At 60.6% G+C, this 25,300-nt stretch carries 18 protein-coding genes; 8 read left to right on the plus strand and 10 right to left on the minus strand.

All coding sequences use genetic code 11. The features are described from left to right. Nucleotides 1-92: 92 nt before the first annotated feature. Nucleotides 93-1,520, minus strand: a complete 1,428-nt coding sequence (locus FPL22_RS07375) for a hypothetical protein (RefSeq protein WP_144229447.1) — start codon at nucleotides 1,518-1,520, stop codon at nucleotides 93-95. Between the two features lie 102 nt (nucleotides 1,521-1,622). On the opposite strand from FPL22_RS07375, the gene FPL22_RS07380 reads away from it, so the two are divergent. Next, complete coding sequence (locus FPL22_RS07380) at nucleotides 1,623-2,723, plus strand: hypothetical protein (protein WP_144229448.1); 1,101 nt, start codon at nucleotides 1,623-1,625, stop codon at nucleotides 2,721-2,723. A 48-nt stretch (nucleotides 2,724-2,771) separates the two neighbouring features. On the opposite strand, the gene prfB is transcribed toward FPL22_RS07380, so the two are convergent. Both prfB and FPL22_RS07390 read right to left on the minus strand, forming a co-directional pair. Next, nucleotides 2,772-3,918, minus strand: a protein-coding gene (prfB, locus tag FPL22_RS07385) for a peptide chain release factor 2 (RefSeq protein ID WP_144229449.1) whose coding sequence is annotated in 2 segments (ribosomal slippage) — nucleotides 2,772-3,845 and nucleotides 3,847-3,918 — 1,146 coding nt in all. Because the reading frame shifts where the segments join, the coding sequence is not laid out codon by codon here. Between the two features lie 112 nt (nucleotides 3,919-4,030). After that, entirely contained in the window at nucleotides 4,031-4,414 is a 384-nt protein-coding gene (locus FPL22_RS07390; RefSeq protein WP_144229450.1) for a DUF4870 domain-containing protein, read from the minus strand. Between the two features lie 226 nt (nucleotides 4,415-4,640). On the opposite strand from FPL22_RS07390, the gene FPL22_RS07395 reads away from it, so the two are divergent. Together FPL22_RS07395 and FPL22_RS07400 are read left to right on the plus strand one after the other, a co-directional pair. After that, complete coding sequence (locus FPL22_RS07395) at nucleotides 4,641-5,486, plus strand: HDOD domain-containing protein (RefSeq protein WP_144229451.1); 846 nt, start codon at nucleotides 4,641-4,643, stop codon at nucleotides 5,484-5,486. An 8-nt stretch (nucleotides 5,487-5,494) separates the two neighbouring features. Next, nucleotides 5,495-6,364 carry an HDOD domain-containing protein gene (locus FPL22_RS07400; protein ID WP_144229452.1) on the plus strand — a complete coding sequence of 290 codons (870 nt, stop codon included), beginning with the start codon at nucleotides 5,495-5,497 and terminating at the stop codon, nucleotides 6,362-6,364. A gap of 37 nt (nucleotides 6,365-6,401) precedes the next feature. Here FPL22_RS07400 and FPL22_RS07405 read toward each other — a convergent pair whose 3' ends face one another. Further along, nucleotides 6,402-7,127 (minus strand): phosphoadenylyl-sulfate reductase, encoded by a 726-nt coding sequence (locus FPL22_RS07405; protein WP_144229453.1) that lies wholly within the window; start codon nucleotides 7,125-7,127, stop codon nucleotides 6,402-6,404. 114 nt (nucleotides 7,128-7,241) lie between these two features. Beyond that, nucleotides 7,242-10,028, minus strand: coding sequence for a valine--tRNA ligase (locus FPL22_RS07410; protein ID WP_144229454.1), 2,787 nt, complete (start codon nucleotides 10,026-10,028; stop codon nucleotides 7,242-7,244). A 155-nt stretch (nucleotides 10,029-10,183) separates the two neighbouring features. Between FPL22_RS07410 and glnD the strand changes: the two genes are divergently transcribed. From glnD to FPL22_RS07425, 4 genes are read left to right on the plus strand one after another with little or no spacing between them, the layout of a single operon-like run. Next, nucleotides 10,184-12,988, plus strand: coding sequence for a [protein-PII] uridylyltransferase (gene glnD, locus FPL22_RS07415; protein WP_144229455.1), 2,805 nt, complete (start codon nucleotides 10,184-10,186; stop codon nucleotides 12,986-12,988). A gap of 41 nt (nucleotides 12,989-13,029) precedes the next feature. Further along, nucleotides 13,030-14,739, plus strand: coding sequence for a GAF domain-containing protein (locus FPL22_RS07420; RefSeq protein WP_144229456.1), 1,710 nt, complete (start codon nucleotides 13,030-13,032; stop codon nucleotides 14,737-14,739). Between the two features lie 20 nt (nucleotides 14,740-14,759). After that, nucleotides 14,760-14,936, plus strand: a complete 177-nt coding sequence (locus tag FPL22_RS17690) for a hypothetical protein (RefSeq protein WP_162525226.1) — start codon at nucleotides 14,760-14,762, stop codon at nucleotides 14,934-14,936. A gap of 7 nt (nucleotides 14,937-14,943) precedes the next feature. Further along, the gene (locus tag FPL22_RS07425) at nucleotides 14,944-17,160 is read left to right on the plus strand and encodes a TonB-dependent receptor (RefSeq protein WP_144229457.1); all 2,217 of its coding nucleotides are present in this window, start codon (nucleotides 14,944-14,946) and stop codon (nucleotides 17,158-17,160) included. 16 nt (nucleotides 17,161-17,176) lie between these two features. Here the strand turns inward: FPL22_RS07425 and FPL22_RS07430 are convergent, their stop codons facing one another. The 3 genes from FPL22_RS07430 to FPL22_RS07440 form a co-directional block, all read right to left on the minus strand. After that, complete coding sequence (locus FPL22_RS07430; RefSeq protein ID WP_144229458.1) at nucleotides 17,177-17,881, minus strand: response regulator; 705 nt, start codon at nucleotides 17,879-17,881, stop codon at nucleotides 17,177-17,179. Between the two features lie 102 nt (nucleotides 17,882-17,983). Next, a complete protein-coding gene (locus FPL22_RS07435; RefSeq protein WP_144229459.1) occupies nucleotides 17,984-18,601 on the minus strand; it encodes an HNH endonuclease in 618 nt (205 codons plus the stop codon). A gap of 155 nt (nucleotides 18,602-18,756) precedes the next feature. Beyond that, nucleotides 18,757-20,637, minus strand: coding sequence for a DEAD/DEAH box helicase (locus FPL22_RS07440; protein WP_144229460.1), 1,881 nt, complete (start codon nucleotides 20,635-20,637; stop codon nucleotides 18,757-18,759). An 86-nt stretch (nucleotides 20,638-20,723) separates the two neighbouring features. Between FPL22_RS07440 and FPL22_RS07445 the strand changes: the two genes are divergently transcribed. Further along, complete coding sequence (locus tag FPL22_RS07445; RefSeq protein WP_144229461.1) at nucleotides 20,724-22,064, plus strand: DEAD/DEAH box helicase; 1,341 nt, start codon at nucleotides 20,724-20,726, stop codon at nucleotides 22,062-22,064. 79 nt (nucleotides 22,065-22,143) lie between these two features. On the opposite strand, the gene FPL22_RS07450 is transcribed toward FPL22_RS07445, so the two are convergent. Continuing rightward, the gene (locus FPL22_RS07450; RefSeq protein WP_144229462.1) at nucleotides 22,144-23,250 is read right to left on the minus strand and encodes an AIR synthase-related protein; all 1,107 of its coding nucleotides are present in this window, start codon (nucleotides 23,248-23,250) and stop codon (nucleotides 22,144-22,146) included. Between the two features lie 38 nt (nucleotides 23,251-23,288). Further along, nucleotides 23,289-25,196: an amidophosphoribosyltransferase gene (locus FPL22_RS07455; RefSeq protein ID WP_144229463.1), complete on the minus strand. Its 1,908-nt coding sequence runs from the start codon at nucleotides 25,194-25,196 to the stop codon at nucleotides 23,289-23,291. Nucleotides 25,197-25,300: the final 104 nt, after the last annotated feature.

The following is a 25,300-nucleotide window of genomic DNA, read 5'->3' on the forward strand; positions in this document are numbered from 1 at the left end:
CTGCAAGTATCATGCCCGAAATCAACATCCGCGTTTCCACTCGGTCTCCGGTCGCTCCGAAAACTTCCGCCCAACGCTAAAATTCATCGCGATTAAGCTGTCTGAACCACCGGCGCCGGCGGCACCACCGCCACCACGCGGCTCGGCAGGAGCGCGGCGTCCTGCATGCCGTGGATAATCTTTTTGTCGGGCGGGCAAAAGGTCGCGAGCGCACCGGCGAGCGTCGCCTTGCCGCCCTTCACGAAATAATACGGGCACAGGCGCAGGCGTCCGTCTACTTCGCGCACCTGCTGCTCCTTGTCATAAACGCGGTGCTTGGCGCGGCGTGGCTTTTTATACTCCTGCAGAATGTGCGGGTTGCGCGGCGAATCCTCAATCGCGACATCGATGCCGCCCTGCCACTCTTCGCGTGAGCAATCACTGCCCAACACCACACTGCGCGCGCCCCACGCGCTTTCATGGTAACCGGAGATTTTAATGATGAGATCGCGCTCTTTCTGCGAAGCCCCGGCGAGTTGACGCCAGTCGGTCAGCGAGCGTCCGCCCACCTTCGGTCCATCGAGCACGGCCCCCGGAGGCAGCGGCGTGGAGTCGATCACCCAGGACGCCGGGATGAGTTTGCGCAGAAGCTTCAGCGTGCGACCGCCCAGCGCCTCGGCCCAGTAATCCTGCAACAGGTGGTGATGAAAAAGCGCGAGCCCGAGTTTCTCCTCCTGGTAGGGGCGCATCGGCGGCACGATGGCCACCTCGCCCGCGGCCCACGCCTCAAAAAAGTAGTGCGCCGTCGGGATGTTCGCCAAATCGAACAGCTCAAAAAAACGGTAGATGATGTCGATCTTCTCGGGGTTGCCTTCGACGTCGAAGCACAGTGACGAGCCGAGCGGAAACACGTCGTCGGGTTCGAGGCAGAACACCCGCCGGCCTTGCAGCTGGAGCTGCTCTGCGAGCCAGCGCATTTCGGGCCGGTAGGTCGCCGCCTCGTCCGAGACCACTATGGCGATGAGCGGATTGCGGATGTCGGGCCGGAGCGCGACCAGCGATTCATAGAAACCCTGGATCATCGCATCACCCGCCCCCACGACGTCACCAGCGGATGAATACAACCGGTTGAGGAAAGCGGTCAGCCCGATGCCGCCGGGAACGGAATCGAGTTCGGTCATCACAAAACCCTCATCCGTGAGCAAAAGATCCGGACGCAGGACGGTCGGATAAACGCCGCGGTTCTTGGGATCACGCGCATGGGCGACGAGATGGGCGGGTTTACCGCGATCAAGATAATCAGCCACCCACGGGGCGAGCAGCGGTTTGTTGCGCAGGAGATTTTTCCCGGCGGCCGAGCGCAGATAAAGTGTTTCGAGCGCCTGATGATATTCGATGCAGGCCGCTCCGATGGCTTCCAACTCCGACGCCTGCTCCGGCGTCAGCGCCCACGCCTCGGGCGACAGCTGCCACGACTTGTCCTCAAACAACGACGTGGCGGCAAAGGCGGCTTTAAGATCGGTGTAAGCGAGATCAGGCATGGCGGCGCGAACTATCGAATTACAAACGGCCAATGTCCAACGACCAAAACAAATTAATCACCAGAAGCCCTTGAGCATACCCGCCGCGGTCAGGCACTGCACTTGCTCCACGCCCTCAACCCTATGTCGATTCTTGGAAAACTGGCCGGCTCCTCTATCGTCCTTTTGATCAGCGTTCTTTCGGAAACCACCCTGCTTTCCGACACAGTCAAAGTCTACGATCTCTCCCTCAGCGGGCAGGTTCATCGCTCCGGATTTTATGGTCTGGCTGGTGAGGTCAGCGCCCCCTCTTCGGTCGATGGCTACAAAGTCGTCGCCCAAGGTAAACTCACGCTGAGTGAAGACGTCGTGGTGAGCGTAAGCGTGAGCCCCACCGGCATTTTTCTGTTACAGCTTCCCCCGACCCAAGACCGTCATTGGGCGGTTTCCCTGATGGAAGGTGACCACGTGATGGCGGGACCGGTCAGCGTTGAAGTGTCTCAACCCGGCGTAGGCTTGGACTGGAACCTCGCTTCAAAGCCTTCGGCCACCAACGCCCCGACGGACGTTGAACGTGACGCCAAACTCAACCGCGCCGTCGCCAAGGCAATCGTGGAAATAGCTCCGTCTTTTGCATCGAACATCGCGGCGAAGAATAAGCGGGAAACTCCGATGCCGCGCCCGGCACATATCAAAATACTCGAAGCGGGAGATCCTCCCCAACTTGAGCCCAAGCGACTGGCGCGCGACGTCGACCGCTTGGAAGACGAACGCCTGATCAGCCTCGCCGAGAAACTCCAAACAAAGGAATGGTCGGATCGGATCGTTCAAAAAATCGGCAAGCCCGCCCTAACCATAAACCTCTATGGCTATAACGGAGCCCATTTTGATGAAGCGATCGATCTTCAGGTATATTGGATGGAAGATAAAAGCCGCGCATTTTTATCCCTACGTGTCGCCAAACTGGATTCGGCAACCTTGGAAGCGGACAAAAACAGCCGGGCCAGATTTCTTCTGCGTGATAATTCACGCGCTGTCCCGCCGGCTCGCACGGAGCGCATCGCCGGCTATAACGCCGTATATTTAACCTGGATCTCCAATTGCTGCGTGCTCGCCGTGTGGAAAGATTACCACGTGACGATCAACCTCGCCTCAGCCGACGCCGCGTTGATCTCGCAGGAATCCTTAACCGGATTTCTGACGCTGATTCTGGAAGGAATATGACCAACCACGTCGTGGTCCGGCGCATCGCCGGACCACGCACGCACAGGATCACTCCTCGTCGATCTGGATGTCTTTGTTGCGATGGCGCGGACAACCGGCGCGGAGCCATCCCGTGATGAAGCGGTCGATGTCGCCATCAAGCACCCCCTGCGTGTCGGAGGTCGAGACGCCGGTGCGCAGGTCCTTCACCATCTGGTAAGGCTGCAACACGTAGCTGCGGATCTGGGCGCCGAAACCGATTTCGCCCTTGTCGCCGTAGAACTTGTCCATCTCGGCGCGCTGCTCGTCCTGACGTTTTTCGTAGAGACGCGCTTTCAAGACGTTCATCGCAGTCGCCTTGTTCTTGATCTGCGAACGTTCGTTTTGGCAGACCACCACGGTATTCGTCGGTATGTGCGTGATACGCACGGCGGAGTCGGTCGTGTTAACGCCCTGACCGCCCTTGCCGGATGAACGATACACGTCGATGCGCAGCTCGTCTTCGGGGATCTCGATTTTGATGTCGTCGGTCACCTCGGCGATCACGTCCACCGCGCAAAACGAGGTATGGCGGCGTGCGTTGGAATCGAACGGTGAGATGCGCACGAGGCGGTGAACACCACGCTCGGCCTTGCAGTAACCGTAGGCGTTTTCGCCTTTGATCAGGATGGTCGCCTTGGCGATGCCGGCGGTGTCGCCCGGCTGCACGTCCATGAGCTCGGCTTGGAAACCGCGGCGTTCGGCCCAGCGGTTATACATGCGATAAAGGATGTCGGCCCAGTCGTTGGACTCGGTGCCACCCGCGCCTGCCTGGATGGAGAAGATCGCGTTGTTGCGATCGAACTGGCCGTTCAGGAACGCGCCGATTTCGATCTTGTCGATCTCGGGCACCATGGCCTCAACCTGCGAGGTTAGCTCGGCGCCGAACTCGTCCTTCTCTTCCGGAGAACCGGCGTCGATCAGCTCGAGCATGACATCGAGGTCGGCCACGCGTTTGCTGAAATCAACCACGGGCAGGACGGAACGTTTTAAGGCGTTCACCTTGCCGATGTGTTTTTGGGCACGCTCGTTGTTATCCCAGAACGTGGGATCGCCCATCTGCGCCTCGAGGGCCTCTATTTCGCGAAGCTTTTGTTCGCAGTCAAAGAAACCTCCATAGATGCCCTGCGCGCTTCTTTATGTTTTCGATGTGGTTGAACGTTTCGGGTGAGACCATGACTTAAAAAAATGAAGGGTTATGACCGCAACGCACGGCGGGCGGCGCAAGGACGAAAAAGGCCGCCCGCGGGAATGCAGGCGGCCGATAACGTAAACAATCAAGGCTTCGCTCAGACAAACGTGCCGGCAAACCACTTCTGGAAATGCTCACCAATCACCGGAACCGGCTTCTGCTGACCGGAGGCGGCGGCGATCAGGCCGATCAGCGCGAACACCAGAAAACCGATGCCGACGACCGGAATCAGAACCACATTGAGGAGTTGGATCAAGGGGATGAACGCGATGATCATCAGCCCGATCCAGACCGCGAAGCCTGCAACGATCAGGCCGAGGACCTGGCGAAGGTGAAACGCACCGAGGGCGGTTTTTTTGCCGTTGTGCATCACAATCGCGACGATGAAGCCGATAATGGTGATGTAGCTGAGGATGGCGACCGTGCGGTCTTCTTGGACGACAGCGGTCTCGGGAGTGACGGTGAAGGGAGAGTTCGACATAAAAAGGATGTAGGTTGAGGGACCAAGGGTCCGACAACCGGTTGCGTATCCGTTGGCCGAATCAGCGTCAACGGGACAAAAACACCCCATGGTTCGGGCCCCAGAGGTTTCAGGTGAATACCTCAATTTCGTTAAACCGCCTAAAGTCATCTCCCTGTGATCCGTAGGGGGCAGGTGTTCACCGAAATCGGCCCGTTTACCTTAAACTGAAAATCAAAATCAGAAAATGACTACTGCTACGCCTCCCGTCCCGGATCTCAGCATGCTGGTGCAGCTCGCCGACTCGATGTCGGTTTCCGCCCAAGTTCTCGCCCGCATGAACCAGCTCATGCTGTCCCCCATGTCCACCTTGGTGGATATAGCCCAGGTGTTACGCACCGATCCGTCGCTGGCGGCCCGGGTGGTGCGCATCGCCAACAGCGCTTTTTTCGCCACCAAGACGCGCGCCAGCAGCCTCGAGGAAGCATTGCAACGCGTAGGCCTCCGCGAAGTTTACCGCATCGTCGGCACGGCGGCACTGGGACGGCTCACGCCCGTCAACCTCCGCGCCTACGGCATCAGCGGTGATACGTTTCTCAAAGCCGCGCTTTTTTCCGCGACCTCCAGCCAGTTGCTCGCCGTGCGCGCAGGCATGGATGGATCTTCCGCTTATCTCGCCGGACTGATGCGGCCGCTGGGTGTGCTCGTGCTGAATCACTACGGTGAAACTCATTTCAACCACGTCGATGAACTCGCCTGCGATGCCGCGCCTTCCCTGGAGAGTTGGGAGCGCGACCACTTTGGATTCAATCACTCCGAGGTATCCGCCCAGATCATCGATCACTGGGGATTTTCCGAACACTTGGTCCACAGCGTCGGGGCCTACTCCCGCCGCGACGATGCGGATCCGCTTTCCATCGTGTTGCATGCCGCGGGCGCGCTGGCTGTAAGCAGTCACGCAACGCTGCATCCACGCGACCACGACATCGGCCTCGAGCGCAACTGGCTCGCCAAGGTCGGCATCCCCTCCTCCGCCCTGCCTGAGATCAGCCTGAAAGCCCTGCGCGCCGCGCGTTCGATCGGGGCCAACTGAGACCCGCCATGCATCTCGCTGAAGCCTCCCCGATTCATCTGGATTTATTCAAGGCGGCCGCGCGCCTGCCCGCGTCGGCGCAAATCTTCGAACGCATCAACGCCGCGTTGCGAAACCCTGATGTGCGCAGTCACGAGATCATCGATATCCTGAGCCAGGATCCCGCCACCGCGTTGCGCGTGCTACGGCTGGCCAACAGCGTGCAGTTCGTGCGCGGCGAACCTTTTGCCAGCCTGGAGCGAGCCGTCGATTGGATCGGCATCACCCATGTTTACCACCTGCTCGCGGTCACCGTGTCGGCCAATCTGTTTTGCAAAAGCCTGCCGCACTACGACGTCACGAGCGATCAACTGTGGCGCAACGCCGTCGCCACCGGCACCGCGATGCATCTCATCGCCGAGGCCGGCGGCGCGGATCCGCGTCGCGCCTACTCGGTCGGGTTGTTTCGCCCCGTGGGCCGGATGCTGTTTCAACAACTCGCCACGCAGCGCGAGTTGCCACTGCCCAAGCGCATGCTCCGCGACAACGGCGAGACGCTCGCCTGGGAAAAGTCCTGCTTTGAAGTGCACAACGCCGAAGCCGTCGCCTATCTGTTTGAAATCTGGGGACTGAACCGGTCGATGGGCGAAATCATCGGGCACCACTACGAGCCGCTGGAGGCGAGCCACTCGCCCGAAGCGTCCGGCACCGCTCTGCTGCATGTGGCCTGTTGGATGGCACGCGAAGCCGGCTACGGGCTCTCGATCGAATCCAACGCCTGGAACATCAATCCCGCCGTGCTCCAGCAAGCCTGCCTGCCGTCATTTAATCTGGCGCCCTATGTTAAGCGCACCAAAGAAATCACCGCGCGGCTGACCGTCACGCCGTCGAATAATTAACCGAGCGCGTCCGCCAACTGCCGCCGCCGCATCCGTCTCAGATCTGAAAATCGCCGCGACCGCTGCTTTCGTGCAGGCCGCACTCGCGTTTCAAACCGCCGAAACGCGTCTGCTCTTCGGTCATGCCGGCTTCGAGTTTCGACGTGCTGTGCCAGTCGCCGACGGACACATAGCCTTCTTCCCAAAGCGGATGATAATTGAGTCCGTTTTCCATGAGGTAACGGTGGATCGTGCGGTTGTCCCAATCGATGATCGGATGAACCTTGGTGATCTTGTTTTGATGCTGCACGACCGGCAGCTGTCCGCGCGTGCTCGCCTGCGAACGACGCAGACCGGCAAGCCAGGCCGTGGCGCCGAGTTCGCGCACGGCGCGGTCCATCGGCTCGACTTTGTTGAGGTGATTGTAGCGCTTCAGGCCTTCGAGTCCCTGCTCCCACTGTTTGCCATGGAGCGCCTCTTGATGAGCGGCAGTCTGGAGAGCGGCGTAGGTTTTGAGATTGAGATCAAGCTTCTTGGTAAGATCCGCCGCGAACCGATACGTTTCAGGAAACAGGTAACCCGTATCGATGAAGATGACCGGGACTTTCGGGACGATGCGCGTGACCAGATGCAACATCACCGCCGCCTGAATACCGAAGCTCGTGGTGAGCACGAGGCCGTCGCCGTAAGTATCCACCGCCCACTGCACCCGCTCTTGCGCCGTCGCTTTTTCGAGGTCCACCGCGCGGTCGGAAAGCGCGGGATTAACGGCGGTGGCGTTCATTTGAATAACGAAGAGATACTTAGTTTATGTCCAAAGTAAAGATTTGAGCCATGATTGGGTTTAACCTGCTTTGATAAAGCAGGTTAAATCCACGCAAAAACGAGGATTTGCTACTTACAGGGCGTTGAGCAAGCGCGTGATCTCGTCGCGTTTCATCTTTTGATCGGCGAGTTGTTTGCGCGCTCCTTCGAGCACGGCCGGCGGGGCTTTGCTGGTGAACGCTTCATTCGACAGACGTGCTTCGGTGCCGGCGATGTGCTTGGTGACGGCATCGAGTTCCTTGGTGAGACGCGTGCGCTCGGCAGCCGGATCGACTTTCACGCCGGTATCCAGATAGAGCGTGCCGAGAGGAGTCACGATGGCGGGCAACGCAACCTCTTCGGTCGTGCGTGAAATCTCAGCCGCACCGACGAGGCGCGTGAGTTTGGCGGCGGCTTTCTCTAGCACCAGCCACTCGGACTGGCCTGATAGGGCGAGGAATTTCACGTCGCGTTTTTGAGCGACGGACTGGTCGGCCTTTAGCTGGCGGGCAAACGTGGCGACCTGCTTCAACTGGTCCACGCGGGTGGAGGCGTCGGCATCGATCTGGACGCCGCGCGCGTTGAGCGTAGCGATCAGACCGTCGGCGGTCTCGATACGCGTGTCCTGCACGAAGGTTTTTCCGGCCGGCGCGTAACCGAGCAGCGACCAGAGTTCCTCCGTGATGAACGGCGCGAACGGCTCGAACATCAGTAAGAACTCGCGGATGACGAGGTCCTGCATGGCGAGCGCGTGATCCTTCGCGGCCGGGTCTTGCACGCGGGTCTTGGCGACCTCGACATACCAGTCACAAAAGTCGTTCCAGAAAAACGAATACAAGCGCTGGGTCGCACCGGCGAATTCAAAGCCGGTGAAGCCGCGTTCGACGGTTTTCATCGTATCGGTCAGCGCAGCGAGGAGCGCATGGTCGTCGTCATCGAGCTTCGAGGCGTCGATGCGGGCGAGAATCGCTTCGAGCGAGGAGTTGTCGCTCATCGGTCCGCTCATCTGGCGGAAACGGCAGGCATTCCAGATCTTGTTGCAGAAGTTTTTTCCGCTCTCGATGCGGTCCTCGTCGAACTTCACGTCCTGGCCGAGCGGCGCGATTTGCAGCAGTCCGAAGCGCAGACCGTCGGCACCGTATTTCTGAATGAGGTCGAGCGGATCAGGCGAGTTGCCGAGCGTCTTCGACATCTTGCGGCCCTGCTTGTCGCGCACGATACCGTTGAAGTAAACGTGCTTGAACGGAATGCGTTCCTCGGCGGGCGCGCCGGGCTTCGCGAATTCGAGGCCGGCCATGATCATGCGGGCGACCCAGAAGAAAATGATGTCCGCGCCCGTCGCGAGCGTGGTCGTCGGGTAAAACTGTGCGAAGTTCGCCTTGGCCTGTTCCTCGGCGTTGGGCCAGCCGAGCGTGGCGAAAGGCCAGAGCCAGGAGGATGCCCACGTATCGAGAACATCGTCTTCCTGCGTCCAGTTTTCGGGGTCGGCGGGACCTTCGAGCGAAACGTGGATGATCTTCGGATCGCGCAGATCGGCCTCGGTGAGTTTCTCGCGGTCGATGCCCTTCGCATACCACACGGGAATGCGGTGACCCCACCAGAGTTGGCGGCTGATGCACCAGTCCTGGATGTTATCGAGCCAGTTGAGGTAAACCTTCGTCCAACGCTCGGGGTGCATCTGGATCAAGCCGTCGCGCACGACCTGCTTGGCTTCTTCGACGCGCGGATAACGCAGCCACCACTGCTGGGTGAGACGCGGCTCGATGGGCACGCCAGCGCGCTGCGAGTAACCGACGTTGTTCTCGTAAGGCTTCGCCTCGATGAGATTGCCGCGCTCGGTGAGGATTTCGGCGGCTTTTTTGCGCGCGGCGAAACGATCCATGCCGGCCAGTTCGGGGCCGGCGAACTCGTTCATCGTGCCGTCGGCATTGAGCGCATCGATGACCGGCAGCTTGTGGCGCTGGCCGATTTCGAAGTCCACTTTATCGTGGGCGGGCGTGACTTTGAGCGCACCGGCGGCGAAGGCCGGATCCACCGCAGCATCGGCGATGATCGGGATCTGCACGCGGTTGCCGAGCGGGCGCCAGACGAATTTGCCGACGAGATGCTGATAGCGTTCGTCATCGGGATGCACGGCCACGGCGACGTCGGCCGCAATGGTCTCGGGGCGCGTGGTTTCGAGGACGAGGTGCGTGAGCGGGATCACGTTGCCCTCGGCGTCCTTGGTCGTGGTCGGCTCGACGAGTTCGTAGCGGAGTTGATAAATGAAGCCCTTGGTCGGACGCATCTCGACCTCTTCATCCGACAAAGCGGTGAGCGAAACCGGGCACCAGTTGACCATGCGTTTGCCGCGGTAAATATGCGCACGGCCCTCCGAATCGGTGCTGTTAAAAAGCTTCACGAAGGACGTGAGCACGGCCTTCGAATAGCCGGGATCCATCGTGAAATGCGTGCGGTCCCAATCACACGAGCAACCGAGTTCGCGGAGCTGCTTGAGAATGTGGTCACCCTTCTCGTCGCGCCAGGTCCACACGCGTTTGAGGAACTCCTCGCGACCGAGATCGCGACGGCCCTTGCCCTCGGTTTTCTTGAGGTGCTTCTCGACCATCGTCTGCGTGGCGATGCCCGCGTGGTCGGTGCCGGGAATCCAGCACGCGGCCTTGCCTTCAAGACGGGCGCGGCGGATGAGCGCGTCTTGCAACGTGTTGTTCAGCACGTGGCCCATGTGCAGGATGCCGGTGACGTTCGGCGGAGGGATGACGATCGAGTAAGTCTCCTGTCCGGGCTCGGCACGACCGGCGAAGCACTTGGCTTCCTGCCAGGCGGCATACCACTTCGTCTCAACATCGCGCGCTTCGTAGCTCTTGGTGATCTCGGCCATGATTAAAAATTAAGCCTTCCAGCCAACCGTCCGCCGGCGCGGCTGGCAAGCATCGGGATTAGGCCCCGCGGTGGCACGAACGTTGCAAGCGGGCGGCCTCACGCGCGGCTTGCCAACCAACCGCCCTCCAACTGATTCTCGCACCTTTACCACCTGTGATCGGCCGCATCCAAAAACACGCCCGCGAACGCCTGAACTTCGTCGGCGAGGTCCCCACCGCCAAACGCCTTTTGGCCTGCAAGACCTTCTTGCGACTCGAAAGCGCCATGATCCGCATGCGCCACGACGCCGGTGAGTCGGGCCTGGCCATCACCCGCGCACGCAGCGCGATGATCGATGTGATGCTGTCGCACCTGTTCAATTACGCGATCGCTTCGTGGGAGCGAAAAAACGGCCACCTTTACACGCCCGTCGCACTGCTAGCACTCGGCGGTTACGGGCGCTGCGAACTGAGCCCGCTCAGCGATATCGACATCATGTTTCTCTTTCCTTCCAAGATGAAGGAAGCGGCCATCAAGCCCCTCCAGGAACACCTCACCAACGAGATTCTCTACATCTTGTGGGACTGCGGGCTGAAGGTCGGACATTCCACGCGCACAATCGACGAGGTCTTCATCGAGGCGCGCAAAGATATCCAAAACAAAACCGCACTCCTTGAGGCGCGACTCATCGCTGGCTCGGAATCGCTGTTCGATGGTTTTGCGCATACCTATAAGGCCTACTACACCGTCGAGGATCCGAAGGCCTACATCTCCGCCCGCCTCGAAGACCAAAAAAACCGCCGCAATAAACACGGCGATTCCGTCTTCCTCCAGGAGCCCGACATCAAGAACGGCGTGGGCGGTCTGCGCGATTATCAGAACACATTGTGGATGGCCCGCGTGAAGCTCGGCATCTCTGAAATCAAGGAACTGGGCGCGCAAAACTACCTTCGTCACAACGAACTCCGCGACTTCCAGCGCGCCTACGAATTTCTCCATCGCGTTCGCAACGAACTGCACCTCCAGAAAAAACGCCCGACCGACGTCCTCGATCTCGAAGCCCAGCCGCGCATCGCCCTCGGCCTCGGCTACACGAACCGCGACATGCTCGGCCGCGTCGAGCAGTTCATGCGCGATTATTACCGCGCCGCCCAGACCATCTATCGCATCTCCAAACTGGTCGAAAACCGCCTCGCCCTGACGCTAGAAAAACCCAGCCGCTTCCTTTCTTTCCGCGAGGTCGTGCGCTCCCGCCGCCACGAACGCGTGAAACGCATCGACGGCTTCGTGTTGCGCAACCGCGAGCTCAGCTCTGAGACGCCCAACGTCTTCCGTGAAGATCCTGCCCGCCTCATCCGCGTCTTCCGCCACTGCCAGAGTCTGGACGCGCAGATGGATTTCGCCCTGCAAACCCTGGTTCGCGAATGCCTGCCGCTCATCACCCGCCGCGTCTCGGAATCGATCGATGCCAACACGAGTTTCAAGGCCATCCTCGATGAGGCCGGCAACGTCCACCCCACGCTCGCGCTCATGCACGAGCTCGGCGTGCTCGGACGGTTCATCCCCGAATTCGACGGCCTGACCTGCCTCGTGCAGCACGAATATTACCACCGTTACACGGCGGATATTCATACGCTGAACGCCATCCGCGAACTGGATAATATTTTCACGCAGGCCGAGCCGATCACACTCAAATACCGCGAAGCCCTGCACGAGACGCCTGAGCCCACGTTGCTTTACTTAATCTTGCTGCTCCACGACATCGGCAAGGCCAAGGGCATCCAGGGGCACGCCGAAAGCGGCGTGGTCATCGCCCAACCCATCCTCAAACGGCTCAACGTCAGTCCTGAAAATAGTGAGTTGGTTATCTTCGTAATCAAAAATCATCTCATCATGGCACGCTTTTGGCAGAAGCGGGATGTAGATGATCCCAACACAGCCGCTGCTTTCGCCGAGATGGTCATGGATGCCGACAAACTCCGGCACCTCTACGTCCACACGTTCTGCGATGCGCGCGGCACTGCCGCAGGACTCTGGAACGGCTACAAAGACGCCCTGCACACCAGCCTCTTCCGTGCCACCCTCGATCAACTGATCCACGGCGCCGCCCTCGTTACCCACAATTCGCAACGCCTGCAAATGACCTACCAGGACCTCGTCTCGAAAACCATTCCCGGCATCAGCCAGGACGAGATTACCGCCCACTTTAATCTGCTGCCCGAACGGTATTTCATCCACACCGATCCGGCCGAGATCTCGCTGCACATCAGCATGGTCAACCGCCTGCTGAAATCCATCACGCAGGCCGATTCCGTCGGCACCTTGCGCCCCGTGATCGAGTGGAAAGACGACCTCAACCGCTCCCTCACCGTCGTCAACGTCGTCACCTGGGACCGCGCCGGTTTGTTCTACAAGCTCGCCGGCGCCTTCAGCGTCGCCGGCCTCTCCATTCTCGGCGCCAAGGTCATTTCACGCTCCGACCACATCGCGATCGACACGTTCTACGTCGTCGAGCCCGGCCGCGGCATCGTGCAAAGCACCAAGGCCCAGGAAATCTTCGCCCGCACCGTCGAGGAAGCACTCGTCACCAACAAAGACCTTTATCCGGATATCGTCGCACAGGCCCGCAAGCACGCCCCGCCGCGCTACACCCAGCCCTCCGGCGGCGAGATCCTCCACGCCTCCTTCCCGCCCACGGTCGAGGTTTACCACGAGCTCTCGATGCAACGCACCATCGTCGAGGTGCAGGCCCGCGACGAGATCGGCCTCCTCTTCCGTCTGGCCAAAACCATCAGCGATCACGGCTTCGACATCACCTTCGCCCGCATCGGCACCGAACGCGGCATCGCCATCGATACGTTCTATATCGAGAATGCCGCCCCCGAATCCACCGAGGAAAACGCCCGCCTGCACGTTCTACGCGACGCACTCTCCGCCATCATCACGCCGGCGGATAACGCCGCCGCTGCCGCGATCTGAGTTTGCCCGCGGGGCTTCGCGCCCGATAATGACGCCACAACATGGACGTCGAATCTGATCCACGCACCGACCGCGCGCTCTATCGCATCAGCAGCCTCGCCGGTCGCATCGACGATCCTCACGTCGCGCTCAAAACGATCCTGGCCGTTTGCATCGAGACGCTCGGTGCTTCCTCGGGATCGGTTTCGTTGCTCAATCCCGACACCGGCAAACTCGAGATCGACGTCCACCAAGGTCTCTTCAAAACCACCGACGAGGTCAGCCTTCGCCTGGGTCAGGGTATCACCGGCTGGGTCGCCTTTCATGGCCGCCCGCAGCTCGTGACCGATGTCACCGCCGACTCCCGCTACATTTCCATCCGCAAGGAAGTCCGCAGCGAAATGGCCGCACCCATGGTCGAGGCCGGCGGACAAATCATCGGCGTCATCAACGTCGATAGCGACCGGCTCGGCGGGTTCAATGATACCGATCTGGCCTTCCTGATCCGGCTCTGCGAAGAAGCCACCGCGGTCATGCAACGCCTCTGGCAGTTGCGCCATCTCCGCGGCAAGGCCCGCCAGCTCGAATCGCTCATCACCATCGGTCAGCGCCTCGTCGGCAAACTTGAGCAACAGGAGCTCTTCGACACCATCACGCGTGACGCCCACGGCATCACCAACACGCGCGCGTGCGCCTTTTATCTGTTCGATTCGACGCGCCAGATTCTGCGCATGCTGTCGCTCACGCACAACGGCATCATCACCAACACGCCCGAGGAGGATTTCCCCATCGCGTCGTGTCTGGTCGCCTCGGCCATCCACACGCGCAAGCAGATCGAGTTCCTCAACATCCAATCGCCCGAGTTCCTCGATGTCGTGGACCTGCCGCGCGATCCCTCGCTGCGTTCCCTGCTCGCCGCGCCCGTCCTCTACGAAAACGAGGTCATCGGCGTCCTCGCGGTCTTCACCGATCACGTCCACCGCTTCAACAACGACGAGAAACGCCTCCTCGCCGCTCTCGCCTCGCTCGGTGCCGTCGCGCTGCAAAACTCGCGCCTCTACTCCCGCGTTTTCCAAAGCGAAGAATCCCTCCGCAAAAACGAACAGCTCACCACGCTCGGCCTGCTCGCCGCGGAGATCGCCCACGAGATCCGCAATCCGCTCACGGTGATCAAGCTGCTCTTCGGCTATCTGGATCTGGATTTCCCGGCAGATGATCCCCGCCGCACCGACGTGCGCGTCATCAGCGAAAAACTCGATCAGCTCGAAGCCATCGTCTCCCGCGTGCTCAACTTCGCCAAAGCCCCGTCGAGCCTGCATTCGCGCTGGGGCCTGGCCGACATGGTGGGCGACACGATCGTGCTCATCCGTCTCAAACTCGCGCAGAGCAAGATCCAGCTCCGCTTCGAACCGCCGAACCGTCCGCTCGTCGTCGATGTTCACAAAGGCCAGATTCAACAGGTGTTGCTCAACCTGTTGATCAACTCCACGCAGGCCATGAACGACGGCGGCACCATCACCGTGCGTTGCTTCACCGAAAAACGCGGCGAATCCGACTTTGCGCTCATCGACCTGACGGACACCGGCCGCGGCATCCCCGAGGAATTGCGCGCGCATATCTTTGATTCGTTCCTCTCCGGACGCACCGACGGCACCGGTCTCGGTCTCGCCATCGCCAAGCGCATCATGCTGTCACACCACGGTGACATTACGTTGCTTGATTCCGGTCCCGGCGGCACCACGATGCGCATCGCTCTGCCGCTCGTCAGTTAAACATCAGCCCGTTCCCGCCCATGTCCGCCGCACCGGAAAAACGTCCCGTGATGATCGTCGCCATAATCGCCCTGCTTCTGGCCGGCGTCGTGGTGCTGTGTATTTTTCGACTGCCGCTTCCCCTGCGCCTCGCCGTCGCTGGAACGGATCTGATCGCGGCCGCCATCCTCTTTGCCGCCTCCCGGCAAAATCGTTAATTCCGCCATGTCCGTCCGTCCATTCCTGCGCCTTCTCCCCGCAGCCTTGGTTGCGTTCACCGCGCTGCATGCCGACGAACCCGTGGTGCTTGATCCCGTCGAGGTCACCGGCTCCGTGCCTGGCTATCTGCGGCTTGACTCGCCCACGACGGTCACGAGCCACACCGGCTCTTTTCTTAAAACCACCGGCGTCTCTACCTACGCGGATCTCGCACCGCTCGTTCCCGGCTTGTTCATCTCCGAACAATCCGTCGCCAACTCCAGCCTCTACCTGCGCGGCATCGGCACCGATAACGGCGACCCTCGCACGACCCAGCGAGTCGCCGTTTTTCAGGACAATGTTCTGCTCGCCAACAACGCGGGGCTCAACGTCGCGCTCTTTGATCTGGATCGCGTGGACATCCTCAAGGGCCCGCAACCCGCAGTCTTTGGACGCGGCACACAGATTGGTGCCGTCTCGTTTGTCACCAACAAGGCCCGCAACGAAACCTCCACCGAGCTCACCGCCGGCGTCGGTAGTTTCAACGCTCGCACCGTCTCCGGCTACACCAACCTGCCCGTCATCACGGACAAGCTCTTCGTCCGCGCCGCCTTCACTATCGATCAAGCCGACGGTTACGTGGACAACCTCGCCGACGGCTCCGATCTTCAGGGACGCGATACCGTCGCCTTCCGTGGCAGTCTCCGCTGGCAACCCTCCGCCGAAACGACGGCCGATCTCATCGTCAACGTGCAGCACGACACGCCCCCCGGCATCGCGTTTAAGAGCATGAGTCCCCTGCTCTCCGACGGTAATCCTTACACCGCGGCCAACCTCAATCGCGGTCGTGCACTCGGCGCGGACCGCACCGTTTTCGGCCTTACCGGCATTATCTCCCATCAACTCAACGAAGCCTGGACCCTCACATCCACCACCGGCTGGCGTGATGTCGATGCCGCTGAAGAATTCGACGCCGACGGCTCTCCGCTCTTCCTGCTCGAAGCCGGTGAATACACCCAAGCCCATCAATTCAGCCATGACGTGCGCCTCAGTTACGATGCCGATGAACGTTTTAAAAGCTCCATCGGCGCGGGTGTGTTCTGGCAAAAAGCCTCCCAACGCCTGCCCCTCAGCAGCGACCTCAATCAATTGTTTCAAGCCTTGGCCGGCGTCGCGCCTCCATTTCCGCTTCCCACCAATTACCAGGAGGAGTTCACCAACTACGGAGAGAGCAAGGCGGCCGATCTTTTTGGTGACGCCAGCTACAAGCTCACCTCCAAGTTCACCGTCGGAGCCAGCCTGCGTCTCACCCACGAAAAGCTCACCTCCGGCTACGAATCGATCAATACACCCACGCCCACCTTGTTCCCTCTGCCGATTTTGCCCACCGCCGGTGGTGGCAACAGTTTGTTTGCCCCCACCACGCTTCGGCAGACCAGCGAAAGCTACAACTCCTGGACCGGCGCCCTCAACGGCAGCTACGAAATCACCAAGCAACACACCGCCTATGCCAGCGTCGGCAAAGGCCGCCGTCCGCCCAGCCTCACCTACAGCCAGGATCCCGCCTTTAATCTGATCGAGCTGAAAGAAGAAGTGGTCTGGAACTATGAAGCCGGCCTCAAAGGCACGCTGGCCAACCAGCGCATCGCCTACGACGTCGCGGTGTTCCAATACTACTACTCCAATTTTCAAACCCAAAACAGTCTGGCCCCGCCGCCCGCACCCACGGTTGCCACCGATGGCGGACGCGCCCGCGGCCAGGGTTTCGAGACGTCGCTCCAAGGCACCGTCAACGATCACCTCACGTTGTTTGGTTCCTACGGTTTCACTGACGCTCAGTTTTCCGCCCTCGATGAAGACGGCCAGCCGCAAACCTACGCCGGCAACTCCTTCCGACTCACCTCACGCCACGTGATCGCCTTGGGCGGAACCGTGAGCCTGCCCGTGGATGCCGTCGGCACGTTCTTCGTGACCCCGTCGTGGGAATATAAATCCGAGCACTTCTTCGAGGATAACAACCAGAAGTCCGGCGGCACCCTTCGCCAGGGCGGCTTTGGGCTGATGAATCTACGCGTAGGCTACCGCACGCCCGACAACCGCTGGGAAGTCGTCCTGTGGGCGCGCAATCTCCTCGACCACGATTACCTGATCGACGCCGGCAACATCGCCGCCGACTTCGGTTTCCCCACCTCCGTCCGCGGCGCCCCCCGCACGCTAGGCCTGAACATCACCGCGCGCTTCTGAGTAGAAACGGCCCCCTTCAGATCGAAGGCATGAACGACGACGTCGATGAACCGTCGCGCTCGATACGTTGATTGGTCCAGACCACCGCCAGCTCCACCATTTGCGCGAAGGTATGCACATCCAGCTTCATGCGGATATTCTCCCGATGAGCCTCGATCGTCTTCACGCTTAATCCCAGTTGCGCCGCAATCCGCCGCGGGCTGCAGCCTTCTCCGATCAGGCGAAACACGTGCAATTCACGATCGGTAAAACTATCAATGCCCGTCCCTTCGCGCTCGGGCTCTGCGCTAAACGCCCGTCGCGCGAGCGCCGACGCCAACACGCGGCTCACGTAGATTTGACCGGCCACCACCATGCGCAGCGCCACCATCATTTCTGCGGTGGTCTCCCGTTTCATCAAAAACCCGCTGGCCCCCGCACGGATCGCCCGCTCCGCATACACTTCTTCCTCGTGATTCGAGAACACCAGAATGGGCATTGTAGAACGGCGCGCACGCAGCTCCTCGATGAACGGCAGACCGTCGCTTCCATCCGCCATCATCAAATCCAGGATGACCACATCGACCGCATCACTCTTCAGTTGTTTGCGCGCCTCATCATACGTGGCCACCTGCCCGACCACGGAAAACCCGACTTGCGAGTTCAACAAGCTGACCAGCCCGTCGCGAATAACCGGAAAATCCTCGACGATAAAAATTTTAAGCGGGGCAATTTCAAACATGGCTCAAACGCAAAGGCGTGGCCCTTGAGCTAAGGAGCCCAACAGAACATGCAAGCCGCCAGACGCCCAGCGCAGCGAATCATTCACGACGTCCGCATTCCATCAGTCTTCCAGCTCTACGTTCCAGTAGGCCAGATCGAGGAAATCCTTCCAGCGCTCGCGCTCCTTATTGCCGAGCACCAATGAAATCACCGGACGCCACTTGGGTCGCACCGGCTTGCGGATGAGCCGCATGTTGGCCTGGTGCGGCAGGCGGTTCGCTTTTCTCGAGTTACACTTAATGCAGGAGCACACGATGTTCTCCCACGTCGTTTTCCCGCCGAAATCACGTGGAATCACGTGATCGAGATTCAGGTCTTCGCGCTCAAAACTATGTCCGCAATACTGGCAGGTCTCCTTGTCGCGCTCGAAGACATTGTTGCGCGTAAGCTTCAGCTCCTTGCACGGCAGCCGGTCGAAATACGCCAGCAGGATCACCCGCGGCAACCGGATCGTCGTCCGCGGCGTGTGCACCTGATCCATGGCTTCGAGCGGCGGATTGCTCTGCGAAAAATCCACCCAGTCCATGAGATTGAAGACGCGGAAGTCATCATCGTGGTGATGAACAACGCTCGCGTGACCTCTCGACAACAAACCAAAGGCGCGTTTTGCGCCGATCACATTCACCGCCTGCCACAGGCGATTGAGAACCAGAACCGGTTGGTCTAGCACAGCCTCCATATGGGCTCTGACGAGTAGTTGCCGCGTGGAGACGTGTCAAGGACCGCGCCCGTAAACTTCGTGTGACGGGGAAAAGTTGAGAGATGAGAGTTGAGAGATGAGAGCTCCGATCAGCTCCGATCCCTCAACTCTCATCCCTCAATCTCAACTATGCCTCACTCCGCCGCCCGATCCGCATCCGTCGCCAGCGCGGGCTCCAGCGCGATGTTCTTCACGCGGATGCCCTTCATTTTTTGCATGATCAATTCGACGTGCTCGCTGGTTACATCGACCAGCGTGTGACGCTGGTGAATGTCCATCGCGCCGACGACATTGGCGGGCAGACGCGTGACACCCGCCACCTTGCCGACGATGTCGGCCGGCGTGATGAGCTGCTTGCGACCCACATTAAAGAACAACGTGGTCATGTTCGGCTCACGACCCGTGCGGGCTGCGCGCTGAAACTTCTGCTTCGACGGACGCACCGCGGCGGGTTCTTCGTTTTCAAACAACGCCTTCTCCTTTTCGGAGGGCTCGACTGATACGGGAGCATCCTCGGCCTGCTTGTGCGGGGCATTCTGAAACGCCGGACGGTCTTCTTGGGCGGCAGGCGGAGCGATCTTGGGCTTGTTCGCAACCTTGGCAAAAGCGGCCGGAGCCGGACGCGGCGCCTCAGGCACGTAAGCCGGTGCCGGCGTATGCGCGGCCGGTTTTGTCGCTATCGCCTTCACGCCAGCTTTGGCGGGTGCCGGGGCAGCATCGGGTTTTTCGCCGCCATGCATCATGTGCAACAGCGCGGAAACCACATCGGTGCTCGGATAACCCTGCTCCATCAAGCGATCGATAAAGCGGTCCTGCTTGATGAACTTGGCCGCTTCGAGCACGCCGCGCACCTTTTCAAAAAACACGTTCTCACGCGCCTCTTCGACTTGGTCGAGCGACGGCACATTCTCACGACGGATCTTCAATTTTCCGTAGCGGATCATGTTCTGCAAACCATAGAGCTCGCGGCCGGCGACGAACGTGAAGGCCTTGCCTTCGCGACCGGCGCGACCCGTGCGGCCCACGCGATGCGTGTAATCCTCGGCGTCATTCGGCAGGTCGAAGTTAAACACCACTTCAAGGTCATCGACGTCGAGACCGCGCGCAGCGACATCCGTCGCCACGAGGAACTCGAAACCGCGGCGCTTGAACTTGTCCATCACGCGCGTGCGGGTCGACTGCGTGATGTCGCCATGCAGACGGTCGGTCGCATAACCGCGCGCGTGCAAGTGTTCGTCGAGCTCATCCACCATGACCTTGGTGGAACAGAAAATGATGCCGTAGCGGAAATCATGCAGATCGATCAGGCGCGTGAGCACGTCGATCTTGTAGCGGCGATCCACCTCGAAATAGACCTGATCCACCTTCGGCGCATTCTGCGCGAGCGCGGCGATCTTGACCCACTCCGGATTCGGCAGGAAGCGATTGATCATCGCCTGAATCGCTGGAGGCATCGTGGCCGAGAAGAACAGCGACTGGCGCGTGGCCGGTGTCTCGGAAAGGATCTTCTCGATGTCATCGCGGAAGCCCATGTCCAACATGCGATCGCACTCGTCCAAGATGATCATCTTGAGGTTATCGAGACGCAGCGTGCCGCGCTCCATGTGGTCCATCACGCGACCGGGCGTGCCAATCACGATCTGAGCACCGCCCTCAAGGGCACGGATCTGGCGGTCATACGGCTGGCCGCCGAAAATCGGCACCTCGCGCACGCCGGTTTTGAAGAACGCGAGTTTAGCGATTTCCTCGGCCACCTGAACGGCGAGTTCGCGCGTCGGGCAAAGGATCAAGACCTGCACGGCCTTCTTCTTCGCATCCACCTTCTCGACGGCGGGAATGCCGAACGCGGCGGTTTTACCCGAACCGGTGGCCGACTGGCCGACCACGTCTTTGCCCGAGAGCAACAGCGGAATAACGGCGGTTTGGATCGGCGAAGCCTCTTCAAACCCCATCTTGTCCACGGCCTTCAATACCTCGGCGGACAGCCCGAGCTCGGCAAATTTCAGTTTTTCCATGCGACACCTTATGCAGCCCCGCCGCGAAATGAGAGCCTAAAGATTTCCCCTCGCCATCGTCGGTGTTCCCCCCGCCAATCTGCGCCATGCCTTTTTCCAAACTCGGTCTCTACTCCAGCCTCGTGCGCGGCGCGCAAGCCTTGGGCTATACCGAGCCCACGCCGATCCAGGCGCAGGCCATCCCCGTTGTGCTCTCCGGGCGTGATTTGATCGCTTCCGCGCAGACCGGCACCGGAAAAACCGCCGCATTCGCCCTCCCCATTCTCAACCGCCTCGGCCCCCACCGCGCCACCGGCCCCCGCGTGCTCGTGCTCGAACCCACCCGCGAACTCGCCGCGCAGGTCGATGAATCGTTCCACGCCCTCGGTAAATTCACCGATTTCAAATCCGTCGTGCTCCACGGCGGCGTCACCCTCGGACCTCAGCGCAACGCCCTGCGCGCCGGCGTCGATGTGATCGTCGCCACCACCGGCCGTCTCCGTGAGTTCCTCGACGGCACGCTCATCAACCTCTCGTCCATCGAGGTGCTCGTCCTCGATGAAGTGGACCGCATGTTGGACATGGGTTTCATCGAAGACGTCAAAGCCATCGTGAAACTCTGCCCTGCCACGCGGCAGACGCTCCTCTTCTCCGCCACGATTCCGCCGAAGCTCGAAGAGGTCGCCAAGTTCGCCTTGCGCAACGCCCACCGCATCGAGATCGCCCGCACGCGCCCCGTGACCGAGTCGGTCAACCACGTGATCCACCCGGTCTCCGAAAACCAAAAGCTCGACCTGCTCTACACGCTGCTCAAGCGCGACGATTTCAAGAGCGTGATCGTCTTCACCCGCACGCGCAAAGGCGCCGACCGCGTCGCCCACCAGCTGCGCCTCGAAAACCAGGCCTGCGTCGTCATCCATGCCGAACGCACGCAAGGCCAGCGCGTGGATGCCCTGGATAAATTCAAGACCGGGCGCTGCGGCGTGCTCGTCGCCACCGACATCGCCGCGCGCGGCATCGACGTCGCCGGCGTGTCGCATGTCATCAATTTCGACGTGCCGCTCCACGCCGAGGATTATGTCCACCGCATCGGCCGCACGGGTCGCGCCGCCGCCACGGGTGATGCCGTGACGCTCGTCACTCCGCAGGAAGCCAACGAGATCGTCGCCATCGAGAAACTCATCGGCCAGTCCATCCCGGTCGTGCCCGTGGAAGGTTTTGCTTACGAAGGCGGAGCCGCCCCGCGCGTCGATCCGGCCAACTCGCTCGCCAACTCACCGAAGCGCGCCGGACACCAGCAATCCCTCGGCAAGGGCGGCAAACAAAAGGGCGACGCCGGCAACAATCAGGATAAGACCTACAAGGGCAAAGCCTTCGGCGGCGGTCATCCGACTTGGCACTCGAAGGGCAAACCCGGTGCCCACTGGCGCGACCGCAAGGGCCGTTAAGACCCGCGGAATTTAGACAGAATTAACAGGATGGAAGCAGGATGTCGGAGCCAGCGTTCATCCTGTCCCAAACTCCGCCTCAGCGCACCTGCAGCGTGCTGCCGTCGTATTCGAGACCGAGCGACGGAATCACCACAGCCTTGCGGTCGCCGTCTTTCTTCACGGTGCCGGCGTGCCACGCGGTGTAGCCCGAGGCCTTGGCGGCGGCGAGGGTTGCGTCGAGCGCGTCGGGTGACACGTAGGCGGCGAAACCGATGCCTTGGTTAAAGGTCGCATACGCCTCGCGCAGCGTGATCGGACCGGCTTCACGGAGGAACTTGAAGAGCGCCGGCTCTTCGCCGGGGTTCGTAATCTCGTAAACAAACGGCTCGTCGAGACGCATCAGCTTGCGCCAACCGTGGCCGGTGACGTGCGAGACGTAGTTGAGTTTGATGCCGGCCTTTTGGCAGGCCGCGACGAACTTCACGTAGATGACCGACGGCGCGAGTAACGCTTCGCCGTAGGTGCGTGAATCGCCGTGGCCGATCGGCGTTTGATAACCTTGCGGCAGTTTCGAAGCGATCAGACGGCAGAGCGACAGGCCGTTGGTCTGCACGCCGGACGAGGCAAGGAACACGATGGCGTCGCCGTCTTTCACGTCGCCGGTAATGCGCTGGGACTTCGGCTCAACTTTGCCAATCGCGGAACCGGCGAGCACGATGGCGTCGGCATTGACGATGCCGCGGAGCGTGGGCGTTTCGCCACCGCCCCAGACAGCGCCGGCTTGGCGGCAGCCTTCGGCCCAGCCCTCGACGAGCGCTTCCATGCGCTTCGCGTCCGTGAACCATGCGGACTCGCCGACCGCCGCATGCATGGCGACCGAGATCGGCAGGGCGCCGCAGGTCACCAGGTCATTGACGATGGTCGCGACGGTATCGATGGAGATCTCGCTGTAAAAATTCTTGCCCGTCTGCGCATAGACGGCGTCAGCCACGAGGTTCTTGGTGCCGAGACCTTCCTCGACGTGGGCGAGGAAGTGGGTGTCGGCCTCCATGAGGTAGCAGCTTTCGCCGCGCGTGTTGGCAGGCTCGGCGTAACCGTGCGAAGCGAGGAGCGGCGCGGTGGTCTTGGCTGCCTTCTGGCAGGCGCGCTTGAAGGCGTCGAGTTGGTCGTAGTTAACGCCGGAGGATTCGTAGCTGAGGGACATGCAGAAGTGGACTCGTGGTTGTCAGGAATGGAAGACGCTCAGTAGCTGCGTCCGTCGCCTTTTTCGAAGTAGTTCAGGTAGGCCTGATTCACGACGCGAAAGCCGCCGGGGGTCGGATACTTGCCGGTGAAATACCAGTCGCCCGTGTGGTTCGGCACGGCGGCGTGCAGGTTTTCGATGGTCTGGAAGATCACCTCAAACTCACCCTTCCATTCGATGTTCTTCGGGCGCACCAGCTCGGTGATCTTAGCGGAAATCTGCTCGGGGGTGAACGGCTCGTAGATCTTGCGGACGTGGTTCACGCACTCGCCCTTCGCGACGGCCTGGCGACAGAGCTCGTAAACTTCCTGGAGGATGTGGCCTTGGCCGCTTTCCTTGAGGAGCGCGACGGTTGCCTCGAAGGCGACGAATTTGCCGAGCTCCGACATGTCGATGCCGTAGCAATCGGGGAAACGGATCTGCGGCGCGGTCGAGACGATCACGATCTTCTTCGGGTTGAGCCGCGAGAGGATGCGCAGAATCGAGCGACGCAGCGTGGTGCCGCGCACGATAGAGTCGTCCACGCACACGAGGTGATCCTTGGGCTTCACCGAGCCGTAGGTGATGTCGTAAACGTGGCTCGCGAGCTGGTTGCGCATGCCTTCCTGTCCGATGAAGGTGCGGATTTTGATGTCCTTCGACACGACCTTCTCACCGCGCGGCCAGTTGTGCAGAATGAGGTCGTCGATGAGTTCATCGGTGAGCGTGCCGGCCTTGGCGGCTTCACGCAGAGCGGTCTTCACCTCGATACGGCGCTTCTCACGCAGACCGTGCATCAGGCCATAGAAGGCGACTTCGGCCGTGTTCGGCACGAAGCTGAATACGGTGTTTTCCCAGTCGTGATTGACGGCTTTGAGGACCTGCTCGGTGAGGCGGCTGCCGAGGAGCTTACGCTCCTTGTAGATCTCAATGTCGTTACCGCGGGAGAAATAAATGCGCTCGAAGGAGCACGAGGTGCGCGGGAGCGGCGGGGTGAACGGCGCGGTGCTGATGGCGCCGTTGCGCTTCATCACGATCACGTTGCCGGGCGGGACTTCCTTCGGCTCTTCCAGCGTGAGATCGAACACTGTCATGAGCGGCGCGCGCTCGGAGGCGAAGGCGATGACTTCGTCGTTCTGGAAATACCAGCAGGGGCGGATGCCCGACGGGTCGCGGGCGACGAAGGCGTCGCCGTTGCCGATGAGTCCGCAGAGGGTGTAACCGCCGTCCCACTTCGTCGCGGAGCGGGTGATGACGCGCGTCAGGTCGAGTTCGTCGCTGATCTTGCGCGAGGTCTCTTCGGGCGTGAGGCCTTCGCTGCGGAATTTGCGGAAGAGCTCGTCGTGTTCCTCGTCGAGGAAGAAGCCGATTTTTTCGAGCATCGCCTGGGTGTCGGTGGCGAAGATCGGGTGCTGGCCCATGGCGATGAGCGAGCGGTTGAGCTCCTCGGTGTTCGTCATGTTGAAGTTGCCGCACAGCGCGAGATTGCGCGTGGGCCAGGGCGAGCGGCGGAAAAACGGATGGCAGGACGAGATGTTGTAGCCGCCGCTGGTGCCGTAGCGCAGATGGCCCATGAGGAGCTCGCCACCGAAGTCGAAGTGCTTCTTCACCGTGTCGGCGAACTCGGGATGGATGATCCCCTCGGCGACTTTCTCGTTATACTGCCCGAGGAGGGTTTTGAAAATCTTGTCGAGCGGGTTGGTCTTCACGCAACGCTCGCGGAACATGAACGGATCGCCCGCGGCGATGTCGCTCTTCACGCAGGCCACACCGGCGCCGTCCTGGCCGCGATTGTGTTGCTTCTCCATGAGGAGAAACAGCTTCGTGAAGCCCCACAGCGGCGTGCCGTATTTTTCCTGGTAGTAGGAAAGCGGCTTCAGCAGCCGGACCATCGCAATACCGCATTCGTGGGTGATCTTGTCGCTCATGTGTGGGAACAGAAATCCGTGGTCGTAACCACCTGCCGTTGGAAACGCTGGAAAGGGTTAAACATCGCGCACCTTAGCACAGAAACCAAATTCGTGCCGAAGAA

It is taken from the genome of Rariglobus hedericola, from assembly GCF_007559335.1.
GTDB classification, from domain to species: Bacteria; Verrucomicrobiota; Verrucomicrobiia; order Opitutales; family Opitutaceae; genus Rariglobus; species Rariglobus hedericola.